The sequence below is a fragment of the Pseudomonas sp. CFBP 13711 genome, assembly GCF_014842265.1.
Classification (GTDB): Bacteria; Pseudomonadota; Gammaproteobacteria; order Pseudomonadales; family Pseudomonadaceae; genus Aquipseudomonas.
Genome location: NZ_JACYVI010000001.1, coordinates 994,189 through 1,014,140, shown reverse-complemented (window position 1 = coordinate 1,014,140; position 19,952 = coordinate 994,189). Strand labels below are relative to the sequence as shown.

Genomic DNA, 19,952 nt, shown 5'->3' with positions numbered 1-19,952 from the left:
CCGCTGGCCTATCATTAGCCACCTAACGACGGCTCAGGGTTTGGCGTGCATGCTGGCAATCTTTCTGGAAACCCTGAACATCACCGCGCCGGTGTTCGCGATGCTGTTCCTCGGCGTGTTGCTCAAGCGCGTGGGCTGGATCAACGACAGCTTCATCCACACCGCTTCGTCGCTGGTGTTCAACTGCACCATGCCGGCGCTGCTGTTTCTTGGGATCATTCACGCTGACCTGCACGCGGCGTTTCAGCCGGGCGTGTTGATCTACTTCATCGTCGCCACCCTGGCGGGTTTCGCGTTGTCGTGGGGATGGGCGATCTACCGCGTGCCGTTCGCCGAGCGTGGCACTTACACCCAAGGGGCGTTTCGCGGCAACAACGGCGTCATCGGCCTTGCCCTGGCCGCGAGCATGTACGGCGATTACGGCATTTCCCTCGGTGCGATCCTCGCCGCGCTGGTCATTCTCTTCTACAACACCCTGTCCACCGTCGTGCTGGCGGTCTACAGCCCGGTGATCAAGTCCGACCCGTGGAGCATCACCAAGAGCGTCATGGCCAATCCGCTGATCATCAGCATTGTCGTCGCGGCGCCGTTCGCCTACTTCCAGATCCCGCTCCCCAAATGGCTCGACACCTCCGGCAGCTATCTGGCGCAGATGACCCTGCCACTGGCGCTGATGTGCATCGGCGGCACGCTGTCTTTGAAGTCGTTGCGAGAGAGCGGCACGCTGGCGATCAGCGCGAGCCTGATGAAGATGGTCTGGCTGCCGCTGATCTGCACGCTCGGTGCGTGGCTGCTGGGCTTCCGACATGCGGAACTGGGGATTCTGTTTCTGTACTTCGGTGCCCCGACGGCGTCCGCCAGTTTCGTCATGGTCCGCGCGGCCAACGGCAACCATGAACTGGCCGCCTCAATCATCGTCATGACCACCCTGGCGGCGGCGGTGACGACCAACGTCGGGATTTTCATTCTGCAGTGGGGCGGGTGGATTTAGTCTTGATTCGGGCTGTCGCCAATCAATGCTGACGCCGCCACGCCCGCACCGTCCCCACCACAATGCACAGCGCAATCACCGGCAGCGCGTAATGGATCATCAGTCGTTCCAGCCGCTCGGCCAGTGGCATGCCCGTGGTAAACGAAACGATGTGCAGCCCGTACACCGCGTAAAGCCCAAGCATCAATAGCCCCTCCAGCCGGGTGATTCGGTACCCCGAATAGAACAGCGGCACGCACAGCGCCGCGACGCCCAGCATCACCGGCAAATCGAAATCCAGCGCATTGGGCGAGATCGACAACGGCCCGGTGGAGATTAGCGCCGTGATGCCGAGCACGCCCAGCAGGTTGAACAGGTTGCTGCCAATGATATTGCCCACTGCGATATCCCGCTCGCCGCGCAATGCGGCGACCAGCGAGGTCATCAGCGCGGGCAGCGAGGTTGCGACGGCGATCACGGTCAGGCCGATCACCCGCTCCGACAGTCCTAGATCCAGCGCCACCGAGACCGCCGCGCCGACCAGCAGATGACTGCCAAACGTCAGCAGCGCCAGGCCGCAGGCCATGAGTGCCAGACGACCCAGCAACGGCCAGATGCGCCGGCGCGGCTCAAGGTCTGTTCTCGGCACATGCCGCGCGCCGTGGGCGAACTGACGGACCACAACGAACAGATACGCCGCCATGCCCAGCAACAGCACGACGCCATCCAGCGCGCTCAGCTCGCCATTCCACGCCAGTGCCGCGACCAGGGCAGTGGCAGCGATCATCAGCGGCAGATCAACGCGCACCAGTTGCCGGGCCACGCGCAGCGGGATGATCAGGGCGGACAGCCCCAGCGTGACCAATATGTTGAAAATATTGCTGCCGATGACGCTGCCGACCGCAATGTCGGTGCTGTCGGTGAATGCCGCTTGCAGCCCGACCGCCAGTTGCGGGGCGCTGCTGCCCAGCGCGACGACGGTCAGGCCGAGGAACAGCGGGCGGGTTTTGAGCAGGGCGGCAAGGGCCACGGCAGCGCGCACCGACAGTTGCGCACCGATGATCATCAGCAGCAGGCCGCTGACTAGCTCGATCAGTGTGGGCAAGGGCAGATTCGTTAGGGCGAGAATTCAGGGCACCAGTCAGTCGTCGAGGGCTTGTACCCGCACTTGGGCGGTTCCGCTGCGCAGCATACCCAATTGCGCGGCGGCTGCACGTGACACATCGATCAGCCGCCCCCGGGTGTGCGGGCCGCGGTCGTTGATACGGACGATGACCTTGCGGTCGTTGTCCAGATTGGTGACTTGCACGCGCGTGCCGAACGGCAATTGCCGGTGCGCGGCGGTCAGGGAATTGGCGTCGAAGCGTTCACCGCTGGCGGTGCGCTGACCGTGATGTTGCGAGCCGTAATAAGAGGCGCCGCCGGTGGCGTCGTAACCGTGCGGGTCGATGATGCCGTCACTGGCGCAGCCGGCCAGCAGAGAGAGCAGGGCGCAGGCGCCGAGGATTCGCTGCATGGGGCAGGGTCCCTACAGAAAGCGATGATCGTTCCCGCGCCCGGCGCAGGAACGATCACTGGGGTGAATGCACTCAGCCTTCGAGCTTGCGCTTCAGCAGCTCGTTGACCTGGCCCGGGTTGGCCTTGCCTTTCGATGCCTTCATCGCTTGCCCGACGAAGAAGCCGAACATTTTGCCGCGTTTGGCTTCATCCGCCGCACGGTATTGCTCGACCTGCTCGGCGTTGGCAGCCAGGACGTCGTCCAGCATCGATTCGATGGCGCCGCTGTCGGTGACCTGCTTCAGGCCGCGCTGCTCGATGATCTCGTCGGCGCTGCCTTCACCATTAGCCATGGCCTCAAACACCATCTTCGCGATCTTGCCGGAAATGGTGTTGTCCTTGATGCGCAGCAGCATGCCGCCCAACTGTTCAGCGCTGACCGGCGACTCGTCGATCTCGACGCCTTGCTTGTTCAGCAACGAACCCAACTCAACCATCACCCAGTTGGCCGCGAGCTTCGCGTCACCGGAAATGCTCACCACCTTCTCGAAGAAGTCCGCCTGTTCGCGGCTGGACGCCAAGACGCTGGCGTCATACAGCGACAAGCCGAACTGCGACTGGAAGCGCTCGCGTTTTTGCGGCGGCAGTTCCGGCAGGGTGGCACGGGTCTGCTCCAGGAACGCGTCTTCGATGATCACCGGCAACAGGTCAGGATCGGGGAAGTAACGGTAGTCGTTGGCTTCCTCTTTACTGCGCATGGCGCGGGTTTCATTGGTGTTCGGGTCGTACAGGCGAGTCTGCTGAATGACCTTGCCGCCGTCTTCGATCAGGTCGATCTGGCGCTGGATCTCGCTGTTGATCGCCTTCTCGATAAAGCGGAACGAGTTGACGTTCTTGATCTCGCATCGGGTCCCGTACTCAACCTGGCCTTTCGGGCGGATCGACACGTTGCAGTCGCAACGCAGCGAGCCTTCGGCCATGTTGCCGTCGCAGATGCCCAGGTAGCGAACCAGCGCGTGCATCGCCTTGACGTAGGCGACGGCTTCTTTGGCCGAGCGCATGTCCGGCTCCGAAACGATCTCCAGCAACGGCGTACCGGCGCGGTTCAGGTCGATGCCGGTCATGCCGCTGTAGTCTTCGTGCAGGCTCTTGCCGGCGTCTTCTTCAAGGTGGGCGCGGGTCACGCCGATGCGCTTGATGGTGCCGTCTTCCAGGGTGATGTCCAGGTGGCCTTTGCCTACGATCGGCAATTCCATCTGGCTGATCTGATAACCCTTCGGCAGGTCCGGGTAGAAGTAGTTCTTGCGGGCGAACACGTTGTGTTGGCCGATCTCGGCGTCGATGGCCAGGCCAAACTTGACCGCCATTTGCACGGCTTCCTGGTTCAGCACCGGCAACGTGCCGGGCATGCCCAGGTCGACGAGGCTGGCCTGAGTGTTGGGCTCGGAGCCGAACGTGGTGGCGCTACCGGAGAAAATCTTCGATTGGGTGGTGAGCTGGGTGTGAATCTCCAGCCCGATGACGACTTCCCATTGCATGTGTTTTCTCCTTAGAAGCCAGCCGGCGAGCGGGTGTGCCAATCGGTGACTTGCTGATATTGATGGGCAACGTTCAGCAAGCGGCCTTCCTGGAAATACGGCGCCAGCAGTTGCACGCCCACCGGCAGGCCGTCGGCGAAACCGGCAGGCATCGACAGGCCCGGCAGGCCCGCGAGGTTGGCGGTAATGGTGTAGAAGTCTTCCAGGTACTCGGCGATCGGGTCGGCATTCTTGGCGCCGATTTTCCAGGCCGGGTTCGGCGTGGTCGGGCCGAGGATCACGTCGACTTCAGCGAATGCGTTCATGAAGTCGTTCTTGATCAGGCGGCGGATCTTCTGCGCCTGCAAGTAGTAAGCGTCGTAGTAACCGGCCGACAGCGCGTAGGCGCCGACCATGATCCGGCGCTGCACTTCAGGGCCGAAGCCTTCGCCACGGGAGCGCTTGTACAGATCGGTGAGGTCTTTCGGGTCTTCGCAGCGATAGCCGAAGCGCACGCCGTCGAAACGCGACAGGTTGGAAGAGGCCTCGGCCGGCGCGATCACGTAGTAAGCCGGAATCGCGTGTTGCAGGTTCGGCAGGCTGATTTCCTTGACCACGGCGCCGAGCTTTTTCAGCTCCTCGACGCTGGCCATGACCAGATCGGCGATGCGCGGGTCGAGACCTGCGCTGAAGTATTCCTTCGGCACGCCAATGCGCAGGCCTTGCAGCGAGGCATTCAGGCTGGCGCTGTAATCCGGCACGGGCTCGTCGATGCTGGTGGAGTCATTGACGTCGAAACCCGCCATGCCTTGCAACAGCAACGCGCAGTCTTCAGCGGTGCGCGCCATCGGGCCGGCCTGATCGAGGCTGGAAGCGTAGGCGATCATGCCCCAGCGCGACACGCGACCGTAAGTCGGCTTAAGGCCGGTCAGGTTGGTCAGTGCGGCAGGCTGGCGAATGGAACCGCCGGTGTCGGTGCCGGTGGCGCCGGGCAGCAGACGCGCGGCAACCGCCGCAGCTGAACCGCCGGACGAGCCGCCCGGGACGTGCTCCAGGTTCCACGGGTTTTTCACCGCGCCGTAATGGCTGGATTCGTTGGCCGACCCCATGGCGAATTCGTCCATGTTGGTCTTGCCCAGGGTCACGGTGCCGGCGGCGGCGAGCTTGGCAACCACGGTGGCGTCGTAGGGCGCCTTGAAGTTGTCGAGCATCTTCGACGCGCAGCTGGTGCGAATGCCCTTGGTGCAGAAGAGGTCCTTGTGCGCCAGGGGAGCGCCCAGCAGCGCGCCGGTTTCCCCTGCCGCGCGACGGGCGTCGGCGGCCTGGGCCTGGGTGATCGCCAGGTCTTCGGTGACAGTAATGAAGCTATTGAGCTGCGGATCCAGCTGGGCGATGCGCGCCAGCAGAGTGCGGGTCAGTTCTTCGGAGGAAAACTTTTTATCGGCGAGTCCGCGAGCGATCTCTGCCAGAGTCATTTGATGCATTGCAGGCACATTCCCTTAGTCGAGGACTTTCGGAACCAGATAAAGGCCGTCTTGGACCGCTGGTGCGATGGCTTGATAGGCGTCGCGATGATTGACCTCGGTCACGGCGTCTACACGCAGGCGTTGCGAGGCTTCAAGGGGATGCGCGAGGGGCTCGATGCCGGTGGTATCGACCGCCTGCATCTGGTCAATCAGCCCGAGAATGCTGTTCAGTGCTTCAGTAGTACGCGGGATATCGGCGTCATTGAGGCCCAGTCGGGCCAGATGAGCGATTTTTTCCACGTCGGAGCGATCAAGCGCCATGGGGTTCTCCAGTGGAATGCGTACGGGCCAGGCCGTACGTCAGATTGCGGAACACTACGCCCTTTAAACGGTCATAAGGCCGCGATCTACCAGGGTAGTGCTCGGAAAAACCGCCAATTTAACATATTGGCTCCTTGCCCAAAATCCCTGTCGTTGTTAGAGTTTGCCGCACTTTTTTACCCACGCGTTGCCTAGGGTCCTTTCCCCATGTTCAAGAAACTGCGTGGCATGTTTTCCAGCGATCTTTCCATCGACCTGGGCACTGCCAACACCCTTATTTACGTGCGTGAGCGCGGCATTGTGCTGAATGAGCCATCAGTTGTGGCCATTCGGACCCACGGAAATCAGAAGAGCGTTGTTGCTGTCGGGATGGAAGCCAAGCGGATGCTGGGCCGTACCCCGGGCAACATCGCCGCCATTCGCCCGATGAAAGACGGCGTCATCGCCGACTTCAGCGTCTGCGAAAAAATGCTTCAGTACTTCATCAACAAGGTTCACGAGAACAGCTTCCTGCAGCCAAGCCCTCGCGTACTGATCTGCGTTCCGTGCAAATCGACCCAGGTCGAGCGTCGTGCGATCCGTGAATCCGCGCTGGGCGCCGGTGCACGTGAAGTATTCCTGATCGAAGAGCCGATGGCTGCGGCCATCGGTGCCGGCCTGCCGGTCGAAGAAGCCCGCGGTTCGATGGTCGTCGACATCGGTGGCGGTACCACTGAGATCGCGCTGATCTCCCTGAACGGCGTCGTGTATGCCGAATCCGTCCGTGTCGGTGGCGACCGTTTCGACGAAGCGATCATCACTTACGTGCGTCGCAACTACGGCAGCCTGATCGGCGAATCCACTGCCGAGCGCATCAAGCAGGAAATTGGCACGGCCTACCCGGGCGGCGAAGTGCGTGAAGTCGACGTACGCGGCCGCAACCTGGCCGAAGGCGTCCCACGTGCCTTCACCCTGAACTCCAACGAAGTGCTGGAGGCGTTGCAGGAATCCCTCGCAACCATCGTTCAGGCCGTGAAAAGTGCGCTGGAGCAATCTCCGCCAGAGCTGGCTTCGGACATCGCCGAGCGCGGTCTGGTGCTGACCGGTGGTGGCGCGTTGCTGCGTGACCTCGACAAGCTGCTGGCCCAGGAAACCGGTCTGCCGGTAATCGTTGCCGAAGACCCGCTGACCTGCGTCGCGCGTGGCGGTGGTCGTGCGCTGGAAATGATGGACAAGCACACCATGGACCTGCTCTCCAGCGAATAAGTCGCCGGAACGCAGCATGTTGCGCTTAACGGGCAGCACCTCACCGTGCTGCCTGTTCGTGTCCGACCTGTTGACGTCGCGCAGCGATGTTGCAAGTCTGACGCCCTGCATTTCCATCAACCCGCATCAGGCCGGTTTCATGTCGCATGAATAAGCACAGCCACACTCAAGCACCTCTGCACGCATCTCTGGAAGGAGCGGCCCATTAAACCGCTTTTCTCCAAGGGCCCGTCCCTGGGCGTCCGTCTACTGGTGCTGGTCGTGCTGTCTGTGGCCATCATGGTCGTGGACGCGCGTTTCACCCTGCTCAAGCCTGTCCGCAGTCAGATGTCGCTGGTGCTGATGCAGTCTTACTGGATTGCCGATCTGCCCGAGCGTTTGTATCAGGGCGTCGCCAGCCAGTTTGGCAGCCGCACCGAACTCGCCGCCGAAAACGAAAAACTCAAGACCGAGAACCTGCTGCTGCAAGGCCGCCTGCAAAAGCTGGCCGCCCTGACCGAGCAGAACGTGCGCTTGCGCGAGTTGTTGAATTCGTCGGCGCTGGTCAACGAGAAAGTCGAAGTCGCCGAGCTGATCGGCATGGACCCCAACCCGTTTACCCATCGCATCATCATCAACAAGGGTGAGCGCGACGGTGTGGTCCTCGGTCAACCGGTGCTTGACGCACGCGGGCTGATGGGTCAAGTGGTCGAGTTGATGCCGTACACGTCCCGCGTGCTGCTTCTGACCGACACCACCCACAGCATTCCGGTGCAGGTGAACCGCAATGGCCTGCGCGCGATTGCCAGTGGCACCGGCAATCCGGAACGCCTTGAGCTGCGCCATGTGGCCGACACCGCTGACATCAAGGAAGGCGATCTGCTGGTGAGTTCCGGCCTGGGTCAGCGTTTCCCGGCGGGTTACCCGGTGGCGACGGTCAAGGAAGTGATTCACGACTCCGGCCAGCCCTTTGCCATCGTGCGGGCGGTGCCGACGGCCGCGCTGAACCGCAGCCGTTATCTGTTGCTGGTGTTCTCCGACGGCCGTTCCCCTGAAGAGCGCGCTGCCGACGCCGCCCAGCAGCAGGAATCCCTTGATCGTCAGGCGGCTGATCCGTCGGCAGTGCCATCGGCTACTGTGCCGGGTGCCGCGCCTGCCGCCACGCCGAACAAAGCGGTGGTTCCGGCCACCGTGCCGAAACCGGCCGGGCACAGTTCTTCGTCGACGCCTGCCAACGCCAACAGCTCGCCTGCTCCGGCAACCACCGCACCGGCGGCGACCACGGCTGCCAAGCCCGCGACCAGCAAGCCGGCCGCCAAACCTGCGGCAAAGCCTGCCGCTACCCGACCGGCGACACCTGCTGCGACCCCGGCCGCTCCACGCGAGAGGGAAGAATAATGGCGCGTCATGCTCCCGCACGAAACGGCTGGGTGGTCTGGCTGACCTTCGCCATCGGCCTGCTGCTCAGCGTTTCGCCGCTGCCGCAGTTCATGGAAATATTTCGGCCTTTGTGGCTGGCGCTGCTGTTGGCCTTCTGGGCATTGGCGTTGCCGCACAAGATCGGCATGGTCACGGCGTGGATGCTGGGGCTGGCCGAGGATGTGCTGTACGGCACGTTGCTGGGGCAGAACGCATTGATCCTCACGCTGATTACCTTTCTCGTGCTGTCGTTGCAGCAGCGTCTGCGGATGTTCCCGATGTGGCAGCAGTGCCTGGTGATCCTGGTGATTTTCGGCCTCGCGCAGCTGGTACAGCTATGGCTCAGCGCCCTGACCGGCAACCGTCAGCCGACCCTGGCGCTGGTGTTGCCGGCGTTGGTCAGCGCATTGCTCTGGCCATGGGTCAGCTACGGCCTGCGCGGATTGCGTTTGCGGTTGAAGATCAACTGAGCAACACCATTCAGTGGGACCGGCTGCGGTCTGTCTCAGTAGGACCGGCTTCAGCCGGGAAGAGGCCGGTATGGGCGCCATCGGTTCTGCGGTGTGACACCCGATGCTTTCCCGGCTAAAGCCGGTCCCACAGGATGAATGCGATGCTTTAGTGGGACCGGCTTCAGCCGGGAAGACGCCGGTGTGACCACCATCACGTCAGCGGTCTGCACCAAGGCTACGCTTGTGATCAACGACACGGAGACGTCCCATGCCTCAACTTCTTCTTGCCTCCGGCTCCCCGCGCCGTCGTGAGCTGCTGACCCAGATCGGCGTGCCGTTCACGACCCTTAGCGCTGACATCGACGAAACCCCTCTGGCCAACGAAACCCCTGCCGCGTACGTCCTGCGGCTGGCCCGTGGCAAGGCGGACGCCGGCCTGCTGCAGCTCGCCAACGATCCTGCGTACCCTACCGCCTGCGTCCTCGGCGCCGACACCGCCGTGGTCCTCGACGGCCGCATCCTCGGCAAACCGGCGGACGAGGCCGAGGCGCTGGCGATGCTTGCCGCACTCTCGAACCGAGAACACGAAGTCCTGACCGCCATCGCCGTGGTCCATGAAGAGCGCTGCGAAACCCGAACCGTCGCCAGCCGTGTCCGTTTCCGGGCGATCCCGGAGGACGAGGCCCGCAGTTACTGGGCCAGCGGCGAGCCCTGCGACAAGGCCGGCGGCTACGGTATTCAAGGCCTGGGCGCGGTGTTTGTGGAAAACCTCAGTGGCAGTTATTCCGCCGTGGTCGGTTTGCCCTTGTGCGAAACCGCAGAAATCCTCCAGCGTTTCGGCATACCCTGTTGGCAACGCCCGGAAGGTGACAAGTCATGAGTGAAGAGATTCTGATCAACATCACGCCCATGGAATCGCGCGTGGCGGTCGTTGAGAACGGGGTGTTGCAAGAGGTGCACGTCGAACGCACCCAGCGTCGCGGGATCGTGGGCAATATCTACAAGGGCAAGGTCGTGCGCGTGCTGCCTGGGATGCAGGCGGCGTTCATCGACATCGGTCTGGACCGCGCGGCGTTCATTCACGCCTCGGAAATCTCCATGCGCGAAGGGCCGGCCGTGGAGACCATCAGCTCGCTGGTCCACGACGGCCAGAGTCTGGTGGTGCAGGTCACCAAAGACCCGATCGGCAGCAAAGGCGCACGGCTGACGACTCAACTGTCGATTCCGTCGCGCTACCTCGTGTACATGCCACGCACGGCCCATGTCGGCATTTCCCTGAAAATCGAAGACGAAGCCGAGCGCGAGCGCCTGAAACAAGTGGTCAGCGATTGCGTCGCCAAGGAAGGGATCAAGGAGAAGGGCGGGTTTATCCTGCGTACGGCGGCCGAGGGTGCAGGCGCCGACGAGATCATGATGGACATCCGCTACCTGCGCAGGCTCTGGGACCAGATTGGCGAGCAGATCAAAACCATCAGCCCGGCCAGCGTGATCTACGAAGACCTCGGTCTTGCGCTGCGCACCTTGCGCGACCTGGTCAGCCCGCGCACCGAGAAGATCCGCATCGATTCCCGCGAAACCTTCCAGAAGACCACCCAGTTCGTTGCCGAGCTGATGCCGGAAATCGCCGACCGTCTTGAGCATTACCCCGGCGAGCGGCCGATCTTCGACCTGTATGGCGTCGAGGATGAGATTCAGCGTGCGCTGGACCGCAAGGTGCCGCTCAAGTCCGGGGGTTATCTGGTGATCGATCCTGCCGAAGCCATGACCACCATCGACGTCAACACCGGCGCGTTCGTCGGCCATCGCAACCTCGAAGAGACCATCTTCAAGACCAATCTTGAAGCGGCGACTGCCATTGCCCGACAGCTGCGGCTGCGCAATATCGGCGGCATCATCATCATCGATTTCATCGACATGGAAGACGCCGAGCACCAGCGCCAGGTGCTGCGGACCCTCGAAAAACAGCTCGAGCGCGATCACGCGAAAACCAACATCATCGGCATCACCGAACTGGGTCTGGTGCAGATGACGCGCAAGCGCACCCGGGAAAGTCTGGAGCAAGTGCTGTGCGAGCCGTGCAGCAGTTGCCAGGGCCGTGGCAAGCTGAAGACCCCGGAAACCATCTGCTACGAGATATTCCGCGAGATCCTGCGTGAAGCCCGCGCTTATCAGGCGGTGGGTTATCGCGTGCTGGCCAATCAGAAGGTGGTCGACCGGCTGCTTGACGAAGAATCCGGCAACGTGGCCGAACTGGAAGTGTTCATCGGCAGAACCATTCGTTTTCAGGTCGAGACCATGTACTCCCAGGAACAATATGACGTCGTGCTGCTCTGAGAGTGCGTGATGCGCCGTGCTGCCGAGTGGCGGTGCAGTTGAAGACAGAAAACAGTGCCCTTGAGGCAGACGGAACGGATGCCGTCCAAAGAGAACAACGCGTGGCGATTGAGCACAACCTGGACGTACCCGCACCTGCACGATTGGGCCGGATGCCATATGCAGGCCGTTTTTGCGGAGGCGCAGCGACATGGAGCGTCTGACCCGGTTTCTGGCTGTGCTAACCCGTTGGGGCCTGAGTCTGTGTGCCCTTTTCGTGGTGCTGGTCGCGCTGTACGTGAGCGTCGGGCGTCAGTTGGTCCCGATGGTGGCCGAATACCGTGCCGACGTGGAAGCCAAAGCGCAGACCGCGCTGGGCATGCCGGTGAGCATCGGTCGGCTGGAAGGCAGCTGGAGCGGCTTCGCCCCTATCTTCGTCGCCCGTGACGTAATGATCGGCGAGGGCGGCAGCGCCGTTCGGCTGGATCACGTGCGGGCCATGCCTGACCTGCTCGCCAGCCTGCGGACCCGTGAAGTGCGCCTCGAACGGCTTGAGCTGGACGGGCTGCAGTTCGGCCTGAAAGAAGACCAGAACGGCCACTGGGCACTGCAAGGCCTGCCCGTACAGCCTGATCAGGTCACCGATCCCGAGAAAATCCTCACTCAGATGCAGATGGTCTCGCACCTGTCGTTGTTCGACAGCCAGATCACTTTGCAGGCCTATAACCAGTCGCCCCTGACGCTGACCTATGTAAGCCTGACGCTGAAGACCGGCAGCGTGCACCAGCGCCTCGACGCCCGCTTGAACCTGCCTGACGGCCAGCCGCTGTCGCTGAACGTTCGTTCTACCGTGCGCGCCCATGAGTGGCGCGACGGTGCGGCCGAAGCGTACTTGAGCCTCCCGCAAAGCGACTGGTCGAAGTGGCTGCCGAAGAGCCTCACCCGCGACTGGAAGATCCAGAATCTCAAGGCCGGCGGTGAGGTGTGGCTGAACTGGGGCAAGGGCAATCTGCAAAGTGCCGCGGTGCGGCTGAATGCGCCGCAGTTCAAAGGCGCCTACGCCGACCGCAAACCCGCGAGCATCGACAACCTGGCCCTCAACGCCTGGTTTAAGCGCGACGAAAAAGGCTTCAGCGCCACCCTCGACTCGCTGGCGATGGACCTGAACAGCAAGAGTTGGGAAAGCCGCATTCACTTGCAACAGACCGCCGCCACGGCTGACGCCGAAGAACTGTGGCACGTCCAGGCTGACCGGCTTGATCTGACGCCCATCACGCCGTTGCTCGACTCACTGGCGCCGTTGCCCGACCAAGTCATGGTGGCGGTGGACCGCCTGAAAGTCACCGGCGGGCTGCGCAACGTGCTGGTTGATTACCGCCCTCAGGCCGAGGCGCCGAAACGAGTGAGCTTCGCCGCCAACCTGGACAAGGTCGGTTTCGACGCCTACCACGGCGCGCCGGCTGCGGGGAACGTCAGCGGGGCCATCAGCGGAGATCTGGGCCAGGGCGAACTGCGCCTGGACACCGACGATTTCATGCTGCACCTGGACCCGATCTTCCGTAACGAATGGAAGTACCGTCACGCCAATGCAAAGCTGACCTGGTCGCTGGACGATCAGGGCTTCACGCTGATTGCGCCGTACATCAAGGTCGCGGGGGAGGAGGGCAACATCGCCAGCGATTTCCTCATTCGCCTGCACTTCGATCACAGCCAGGAAGACTACATGGATCTGCGCGTCGGGCTGGTCGACGGCGACGGTCGCTACACGTCCAAGTATTTGCCTGCCGTGCTCAGCCCGGCCCTCGATCAATGGCTGCGCACTGCGATTCTGGGCGGCAATGTCGATCAGGGTTTCTTCCAGTATCAGGGCTCGATCAACAAAGACGCGCCTGACGTGGCGCGGGTCATCCGCCTGTTCTTCAAGGTGCGCAACGCGAGCCTGGCCTTTCAACCGGGCTGGCCGCAGCTCACCAACGTCGACGGTGATGTGTTCGTCGAAAACAGCGGCGTGCGCATTCGGGCCAACAAAGGTCAGTTGCTGAACACCCAGGTCAGCAATGTCGCGGTGGACATTCCTCATGTCCCGGCGGGGCAGTCCAGCCATCTGTTGGTGGACAGTGACCTGAAAGGCAGCCTTCAGGACGGCATGAAGATTCTTCAGGAAGCGCCAATCGGCACCGCCCAGACCTTCGCCGGCTGGCAGGCGGAAGGGCCGTTGCAGGGGCACCTCAATCTGGATATTCCGCTGGTCAAGGGACAGGACCCCAAGGTCGTGATGGATTTCAGCACCGACAGCGCGCGGCTCAAGCTCGCCGATCCGGTGCTGGAGCTGACGCAACTGCGCGGTGACTTCCGTTTTGATTACACCAAAGGCCTGAGCGGCAAGAACATCAAGGCCGTTGCGTTCGACAAGCCGGTGAACGCCGAGATTTTCGCCGAAGGCAAACCGGGGGCGCCGGTGACGCGCATCACCGCCAGCAGTCAGATCGCCAGCAAACGCCTGACCGATTGGCTGGGCGTGACGCAGCCGCTGCCGATTTCGGGGGATCTGCCCTATCAGCTGCAGCTGACGTTGAGCGGCAACGCCAGCCAGCTGCAGATCAACTCGGACCTGAAAGCGCTGGCGGTGGATCTGCCGGCTCCTTTCGGCAAAACCGTTGATGAGACGCGCGACACCGATTTCCGCATGAACCTGCAAGGCCCGGAGCGGCGTATCGACGTCGGCTACGGCAATATCGCCAACCTGGCGTTCGCATCGCCGCCGGGGAAATTCGGCGACGGACGTGGCGAGCTGTTCCTCGGTGAAGGCGGTGCGATCGTGCCGGACAGCAAGGGGCTGCGTGTTCGCGGCTCGTTGTCGGAGCTGGACATCGCGCCCTGGCAAGCCATGGCTGAGCGTTACGCTGGCACCGACCCGGGCGGCAGCGCCAAGCAGTTGCTCAACAGCGTCGACTTGCAGATCGGCAAGTTGACCGCGATGGGCACGACCCTTGAGCAGGCGGGCGTTCAGCTCAAGCGCAGTGATACTGCATGGGCGCTATCGCTGGACAGCTCGAAGGTGAAAGGCACTGCCACGTTGCCGGACAGCAAATCCTCGCCGATCGACATCAGCCTGCTCTACGTGCGCTTGCCCGCGCCGGACCCGAATGCGGCAGTTGTGGAAAACGCGCCGGATCCTCTGGCGGATGTCGACCCACGCAAGATCCCCGCACTGAACATCAAGATCACCCAGCTGTTTCAGGGTGATCAGTTGATGGGCGCGTGGTCGCTCAAGGTCCGTCCGACGCCGAACGGCCTCCAGATGTCTGACATGAATTTGGGCCTCAAAGGTATTGCGCTGCTGGGCAATGGCGGTTGGGAAGGCACGCCGGGGACGACCAGCAGTTGGTTCAAGGGCCAGGTGAGTGGCAAGAATCTCGCGAATGTGCTCAAGGCCTGGGGTTTCGCGCCCACCGTTACCAGTCAGGAGTTCGAGCTGAACGCTGACGGACGCTGGCCGGGTTCGCCTGCGTGGGTGGGTTTGAAGCGTTATTCCGGCAGCCTGGATGCGACGCTGAAGAATGGCCAGTTCGTTGAGGTCGAGGGTGGCGCGCAGGCGTTGCGTGTGTTCGGTTTGCTCAACTTCAATTCGATTGGCCGGCGTCTGCGCCTGGACTTCTCCGACCTGCTGGGCAAGGGGCTGAGCTACGACAAGGTCAAAGGGCTGCTGGTGGCGAGCGATGGGGTGTACGTCACCCGCGATCCGATCACCATGACCGGGCCTTCCACCAACCTTGAGCTCGACGGCACGCTGGACATGGTCCGCGACCGCGTCGACGCCAAGCTGCTGGTGACCTTGCCGGTGACCAACAACCTGCCAATCGCTGCGTTGATCGTCGGCGCACCGGCGATTGGCGGCGCGTTGTTTCTGGTCGACAAGCTGCTGGGCGACCGCGTATCGCGCTTCGCCAGTGTCCAGTACAAGGTCGAAGGGCCATGGAAAGAACCGAAGATCACCTTCGACAAGCCGTTCGAGAAACCGCAGTGAGGTATAACGCCCGGAAAATGAATCTGTGGTGTGACACCCGACGCCTTCCCGGCTAAAGCCGGTCCCACTAAGTACTCCGGTGTCAGTGGGACCGGCTTCAGCCGGGAAGAGGCCGGTTTGAACACCGACAGTTTTGTGGTGTGGCTTCCGGCGCCTTCCCGGCTAAAGCCGGTCCTACTGGGTGAATGCGGTCCCAGTAGGCTGAAATCAGCGTGTCGAGCAAGCCCAATCCTCAGCGCTTGGAGTAGAGTGCAGTTCTATCGATCAGGGAGCGTGTATGTCTTTCGCAGTCATTCAGATGGTCAGCCAGAGCGACGTGCTCGGCAATCTGGCCCAGGCGCGCCGGTTGCTGGAGCAGGCTGCTGCGTCGGGCGCAAAACTGGCTGTGCTCCCGGAAAACTTCGCCGCGATGGGCCGTCGTGATGTGGCTGCCATCGGCCGCGCCGAGGCCCTTGGCGAAGGACCGATCCTGCCATGGTTGAAACTTACCGCTCGCGACCTCACCTTATGGATAGTGGCCGGGACATTGCCGCTGCCCCCTGAAGGTCAGCCTGATGGCAAAGTCACCGCATGCTCGCTGCTGATCGACGACCAAGGCCAGCAAGTCGCGCGTTACGACAAACTGCACCTGTTCGACGTCGATGTTGCCGATGCCCGAGGGCGTTACCGGGAGTCCGACGATTACGCCCACGGCAACAATGTCGTAGTGGCTGACACACCAATCGGCAGGCTGGGGCTTTCGGTGTGTTACGACCTGCGTTTCCCGGAGCTGTACACCGCGCTGCGGGAGGCGGGGGCTGAATTGATCACTGCGCCGTCGGCCTTTACCGCCGTGACCGGCGCGGCGCACTGGGAGATTCTGCTGCGCGCCCGGGCCATCGAAACCCAGTGCTACGTACTGGCGGCGGCGCAAGGCGGCATTCATCCGGGGCCGAGAGAAACATTTGGGCACGCGGCGATCATAGATCCATGGGGCCGCGTGCTGGCCGAGCAGGCACAGGGTGAAGCCGTGCTGCTGGCCGAACGAGACAGCGTAGAACAAGCGTCCATACGGGCGCGCATGCCGGTATCGAATCACCGGCGATTTTTTTCGCAGGCCGCCGTGCGACCTGCCAATACCCCGGAGTGAATATGAGCCACTTGTCCTCTGTCAGCGAACACCTTCTGGCACCAGGCGGCCTGAGCATCGACAGCCTGCAATCGGTGCTCGGCGAGCTGGCCGGCCCCGGCATTGATGCGGCCGACCTGTATTTTCAGGGGCAGATTTCCGAGTCCTGGGCGCTGGAAGACGGCATCGTCAAGGAAGGCAGTTTCAACCTGGACCAAGGCGTCGGCGTCCGCGCGCAATCGGGTGAGAAAACCGGCTTCGCCTACAGCAACGCCATCACCCCTGAAGCTTTGACCCAGGCGGCCCGGGCCGCGCGCTCGATTTCCCGAGCTGGCCAGAACGGTCGTGTTCAGGCGTTCACCACCCAGGACGTCGCCCAGCTGTACGCGCCGGACAACCCGCTGGAAGTCATGACCCGCGCCGAGAAAGTCGAATTGCTCAAGCGTGTCGACGCCGCTACCCGTGCGCTTGACCCGCGCATTCAGCAAGTCACCGTGAGCATGGCCGGTGTCTGGGAACGCATTCTTGTCGCCTCCACTGACGGCGGTCTTGCCGCCGACGTCCGTCCGCTGGTGCGTTTCAACGTCAGTGTGATCGTCGAGCAGAACGGCCGTCGTGAGCGCGGCGGCCATGGCGGCGGCGGTCGCACCGATTACCGTTATTTCCTCAGCGACGACCGCGCCATGGGCTATGCCCGTGAAGCGCTGCGTCAGGCGCTGGTCAATCTCGAAGCCATCCCGGCGCCGGCGGGCATCTTGCCGGTGGTGTTGGGTTCCGGCTGGTCCGGCGTGTTGCTGCACGAAGCGGTCGGCCACGGCCTTGAGGGCGACTTCAACCGCAAGGGCAGCTCGGCCTACAGCGGTCGCATGGGCGAGATGGTCGCTTCGAAACTCTGCACCATTGTCGATGACGGCACGTTGGCCGATCGCCGCGGTTCTCTCACCGTCGATGACGAAGGCACCCCGACCGAGTGCACCACGCTGATCGAGAACGGCGTGCTCAAGGGCTACATGCAAGACAAGCTCAACGCACGGCTGATGGGCGTCGCGCGCACGGGCAATGGTCGTCGCGAGTCCTACGCGCACCTGCCGATGCCGCGCATGACCAATACCTACATGCTCGGCGGCCAGAGCGATCCGGCGGAAATCATCGCCTCGGTCAAGCGCGGGATCTACTGTGCCAACCTCGGTGGCGGGCAGGTCGATATCACCAGCGGCAAGTTCGTGTTCTCCACCAGCGAGGCCTATCTGATCGAAGACGGCAAAATCACCGCACCGGTCAAAGGCGCGACGCTGATTGGTAACGGCCCGGAATGCATGAGCCGCGTGTCGATGGTCGGCAACGATCTGTCCCTGGACAGTGGCGTGGGCACCTGCGGCAAGGACGGTCAATCGGTTCCAGTCGGCGTCGGTCAGCCCACGCTGAAGATCGATGCGATCACCGTTGGCGGCACAGGCGGGGCTTGATAATCGAGGGGCTTGCGCCGGTTGAGTGATTCAAACGGCGCAGCAGTTCTAGCGCAGTCCGCGTTTGCTTTCGTCTAGCTCGCGGATGTATTTGAAGATTTTGCGGGTCGCGGTAGGGGCCTTGTTCTGCGCGGCTTCATGCTGAGCCTGGCGGATCAGCGAGCGCAGTTGCTGGCGGTCGGCGTCCGGGTATTCACTGACGAACTGCTCAAGCACGTCGTCGGTACCGGTCACCAGGCGATCACGCCAGCGTTCCAGATTGTGGAAGCGCTCGTTGTACTGGCGCGTAGAAGCGTCGAGCTGATCGAGCAGCACCAGGATTTCATCCAGATCCTGATCGCGCATCAGCTTGCCGATGAATTGAATGTGGCGTTTGCGCGCAATGTGCGCGGTGTGCTTGGAAGCATCGGCCAATGCCCGACGCAAAGGGTCGGTCAGAGGCAGCTTGGCCAGCACATCGGGCTTGAATGTCGTCAAGCGTTCGCCTAGCTCCACCAGAGCGTGAAGCTCTCGTTTGACCTGGGTTTTGCTTTTCTCTCCGTCGAAGGAGTCGTCGTAAGAATCAACCATGGGGGCCGTCCGCAAATAAACGCCGCCATGATAACCAGTCAGGGCCCGGTTGTCCGGCCCGGCTGCTGAAATCAGAATTTGATGGAGAACGTCATGAGTGCATCAGAAAGCGTCGGCCCGCAGGCTTTGCCAACATTGCAGCAGCAGGTCGAGCAGATCGTCGCTGAAGCCAAGCGTCAGGGCGCGACTGCGTGTGAAGTCGCCGTGTCGCTGGAGCAGGGCCTGTCCACCACGGTTCGTCAGCGCGAAGTCGAGACGGTCGAATTCAACCGCGATCAGGGTTTTGGCATCACCTTGTACGTGGGCCACCGCAAGGGTTCGGCCAGCACCTCCGCGAGCGGCCCCGACGCCATTCGTGAAACCGTTGCCGCCGCGCTGGCCATCGCCAAACACACGTCGGAAGACGAAGCCTCGGGGCTCGCCGACGCTGCGCTGATGGCGAAAGACCAGCCGGATTTTGACCTCTATCACCCGTGGGACATCACCCCCGAACAAGCCATCGAGCGCGCGCTGATCTGTGAAGCCGCGGCCTTCGACGCCGACAGCCGGATCAAGAACGCCGACGGCACCACGCTGAACGTGCATCAGGGCTGCCGCGTCTACGGCAACAGTCACGGTTTCATCGGCGGCTACGCGTCGACCCGCCACAGCCTGAGCTGCGTGATGATCGCCGAGGGCGAAGGGCAGATGCAGCGCGACTACTGGTATGACGTGAATCGCCGTGGCGAGCTGTTGATGGACGCCAGACTCATCGGCCAGAAAGCCGCCGAGCGCGCCGCGAGCCGACTGGGCGCACGGCCGGTGCCGACTTGCGAAGTGCCGGTGCTGTTCTCGGCAGAATTGGCGGGCGGTTTGTTCGGCAGTTTTATGGGCGCGATTTCCGGCGGCAACCTGTACCGCAAGTCGTCCTTCCTAGAAGGCGCGATCGGTCAACGTCTGTTCCCCGAGTGGATGACCATCGACGAGCGTCCGCATCTGGTCGGCGCCATGGGCAGCTCCGCGTTCGACGGCGATGGCCTGGCGACTTACGCCAAGCCGTTCGTCGAAAACGGTGATCTGGTCTCCTACATCCTCAGCACCTATTCGGGCCGCAAACTGGGCCTGCCGAGCACCGCGAACGCAGGTGGCGTGCATAACCTGTTCGTCAGCCACGGCACTGAGGACCAAGCGGCGCTGATCCGCCGAATGGGACGCGGGCTGTTGGTCACCGAGCTAATGGGCAGCGGCCTGAACATGGTCACCGGCGATTATTCTCGCGGCGCGGCAGGTTTTTGGGTCGAGAACGGCGAGATTCAGTTCCCGGTTCAGGAAGTGACCATCGCCGGCAACATGCGCGACATGTTCAAGCAGATCGTCGCCGTGGGCACTGATCTGGAGTTGCGCAGCAACATCCGCACCGGCTCTGTGCTGATCGAGAAAATGATGGTCGCGGGCAGCTGATTTCGCCCTCTTCGGCCGCTTCACCCAAAAGGCCTGCATCGATTTCGGTGCGGGCCTTTTTATGGGCGATTTCAAGCTCCGTGCGTGAACTCAATCCGCCGCCGGGGTTGTTTTGATTCTTAAACTCATTTAATAATGAATCTCATTCGTTAAGTGGGCCTC

17 protein-coding genes are annotated in these 19,952 nt (G+C 62.4%); 11 read left to right on the top strand and 6 right to left on the bottom strand.

All coding sequences use genetic code 11. The annotated features are described in order from the left end of the window. Positions 1 to 49: 49 nt before the first annotated feature. Positions 50 to 991 (top strand): AEC family transporter, encoded by a 942-nt coding sequence (locus IFT47_RS04625; protein ID WP_133776254.1) that lies wholly within the window; start codon positions 50 to 52, stop codon positions 989 to 991. 22 nt (positions 992 to 1,013) lie between these two features. Here IFT47_RS04625 and IFT47_RS04620 read toward each other — a convergent pair whose 3' ends face one another. The 5 genes from IFT47_RS04620 to gatC all read right to left on the bottom strand — a co-directional run bounded on the left by IFT47_RS04620 (position 1,014) and on the right by gatC (position 5,771). After that, a complete protein-coding gene (locus IFT47_RS04620) occupies positions 1,014 to 2,066 on the bottom strand; it encodes a calcium/sodium antiporter (RefSeq protein ID WP_192171043.1) in 1,053 nt (350 codons plus the stop codon). A gap of 45 nt (positions 2,067 to 2,111) precedes the next feature. Beyond that, the gene (locus tag IFT47_RS04615) at positions 2,112 to 2,486 is read right to left on the bottom strand and encodes a septal ring lytic transglycosylase RlpA family protein (protein WP_192170695.1); all 375 of its coding nucleotides are present in this window, start codon (positions 2,484 to 2,486) and stop codon (positions 2,112 to 2,114) included. A gap of 73 nt (positions 2,487 to 2,559) precedes the next feature. Next, entirely contained in the window at positions 2,560 to 4,005 is a 1,446-nt protein-coding gene (gene gatB, locus IFT47_RS04610) for an Asp-tRNA(Asn)/Glu-tRNA(Gln) amidotransferase subunit GatB (RefSeq protein ID WP_192170696.1), read from the bottom strand. 11 nt (positions 4,006 to 4,016) lie between these two features. Then, positions 4,017 to 5,468: an Asp-tRNA(Asn)/Glu-tRNA(Gln) amidotransferase subunit GatA gene (gene gatA / locus IFT47_RS04605; RefSeq protein ID WP_192170697.1), complete on the bottom strand. Its 1,452-nt coding sequence runs from the start codon at positions 5,466 to 5,468 to the stop codon at positions 4,017 to 4,019. A 15-nt stretch (positions 5,469 to 5,483) separates the two neighbouring features. Further along, entirely contained in the window at positions 5,484 to 5,771 is a 288-nt protein-coding gene (gene gatC, locus IFT47_RS04600) for an Asp-tRNA(Asn)/Glu-tRNA(Gln) amidotransferase subunit GatC (protein WP_122534975.1), read from the bottom strand. A 207-nt stretch (positions 5,772 to 5,978) separates the two neighbouring features. Here gatC and mreB point away from each other — a divergent pair, with 207 nt between their 5' ends. The 9 genes from mreB (at position 5,979) to tldD (ending at position 17,780) form a co-directional block, all read left to right on the top strand. Beyond that, positions 5,979 to 7,016 carry a rod shape-determining protein MreB gene (mreB, locus tag IFT47_RS04595; protein ID WP_020292894.1) on the top strand — a complete coding sequence of 346 codons (1,038 nt, stop codon included), beginning with the start codon at positions 5,979 to 5,981 and terminating at the stop codon, positions 7,014 to 7,016. A gap of 16 nt (positions 7,017 to 7,032) precedes the next feature. Then, a complete protein-coding gene (locus IFT47_RS04590) occupies positions 7,033 to 7,170 on the top strand; it encodes a hypothetical protein (protein WP_192170698.1) in 138 nt (45 codons plus the stop codon). A gap of 80 nt (positions 7,171 to 7,250) precedes the next feature. Next, on the top strand, positions 7,251 to 8,393 hold the full coding sequence (gene mreC / locus IFT47_RS04585; RefSeq protein WP_197983527.1) for a rod shape-determining protein MreC: 1,143 nt from the start codon (positions 7,251 to 7,253) through the stop codon (positions 8,391 to 8,393). After that, on the top strand, positions 8,393 to 8,884 hold the full coding sequence (mreD, locus tag IFT47_RS04580; RefSeq protein WP_065990112.1) for a rod shape-determining protein MreD: 492 nt from the start codon (positions 8,393 to 8,395) through the stop codon (positions 8,882 to 8,884). The genes mreC and mreD overlap by 1 nt, the downstream gene beginning before the upstream one ends. Before the next feature lie 250 nt (positions 8,885 to 9,134). Then, positions 9,135 to 9,746, top strand: a complete 612-nt coding sequence (locus tag IFT47_RS04575; protein WP_192170699.1) for a Maf family protein — start codon at positions 9,135 to 9,137, stop codon at positions 9,744 to 9,746. Further along, positions 9,743 to 11,200, top strand: coding sequence for a ribonuclease G (rng, locus tag IFT47_RS04570; RefSeq protein WP_037012596.1), 1,458 nt, complete (start codon positions 9,743 to 9,745; stop codon positions 11,198 to 11,200). The genes IFT47_RS04575 and rng overlap by 4 nt, the downstream gene beginning before the upstream one ends. A gap of 190 nt (positions 11,201 to 11,390) precedes the next feature. Beyond that, complete coding sequence (locus IFT47_RS04565) at positions 11,391 to 15,206, top strand: YhdP family protein (protein WP_192170700.1); 3,816 nt, start codon at positions 11,391 to 11,393, stop codon at positions 15,204 to 15,206. 277 nt (positions 15,207 to 15,483) lie between these two features. Beyond that, positions 15,484 to 16,335: a carbon-nitrogen hydrolase family protein gene (locus tag IFT47_RS04560; RefSeq protein WP_192170701.1), complete on the top strand. Its 852-nt coding sequence runs from the start codon at positions 15,484 to 15,486 to the stop codon at positions 16,333 to 16,335. Positions 16,336 to 16,337: 2 nt separating this feature from the next. Beyond that, positions 16,338 to 17,780, top strand: coding sequence for a metalloprotease TldD (gene tldD / locus IFT47_RS04555; protein ID WP_192170702.1), 1,443 nt, complete (start codon positions 16,338 to 16,340; stop codon positions 17,778 to 17,780). 48 nt (positions 17,781 to 17,828) lie between these two features. On the opposite strand, the gene yjgA is transcribed toward tldD, so the two are convergent. Beyond that, positions 17,829 to 18,350, bottom strand: a complete 522-nt coding sequence (gene yjgA, locus IFT47_RS04550; protein ID WP_133776245.1) for a ribosome biogenesis factor YjgA — start codon at positions 18,348 to 18,350, stop codon at positions 17,829 to 17,831. Positions 18,351 to 18,443: 93 nt separating this feature from the next. Here yjgA and pmbA point away from each other — a divergent pair, with 93 nt between their 5' ends. Further along, complete coding sequence (gene pmbA / locus IFT47_RS04545) at positions 18,444 to 19,790, top strand: metalloprotease PmbA (protein ID WP_192170703.1); 1,347 nt, start codon at positions 18,444 to 18,446, stop codon at positions 19,788 to 19,790. The last annotated feature ends 162 nt before the right edge of the window (positions 19,791 to 19,952 follow it).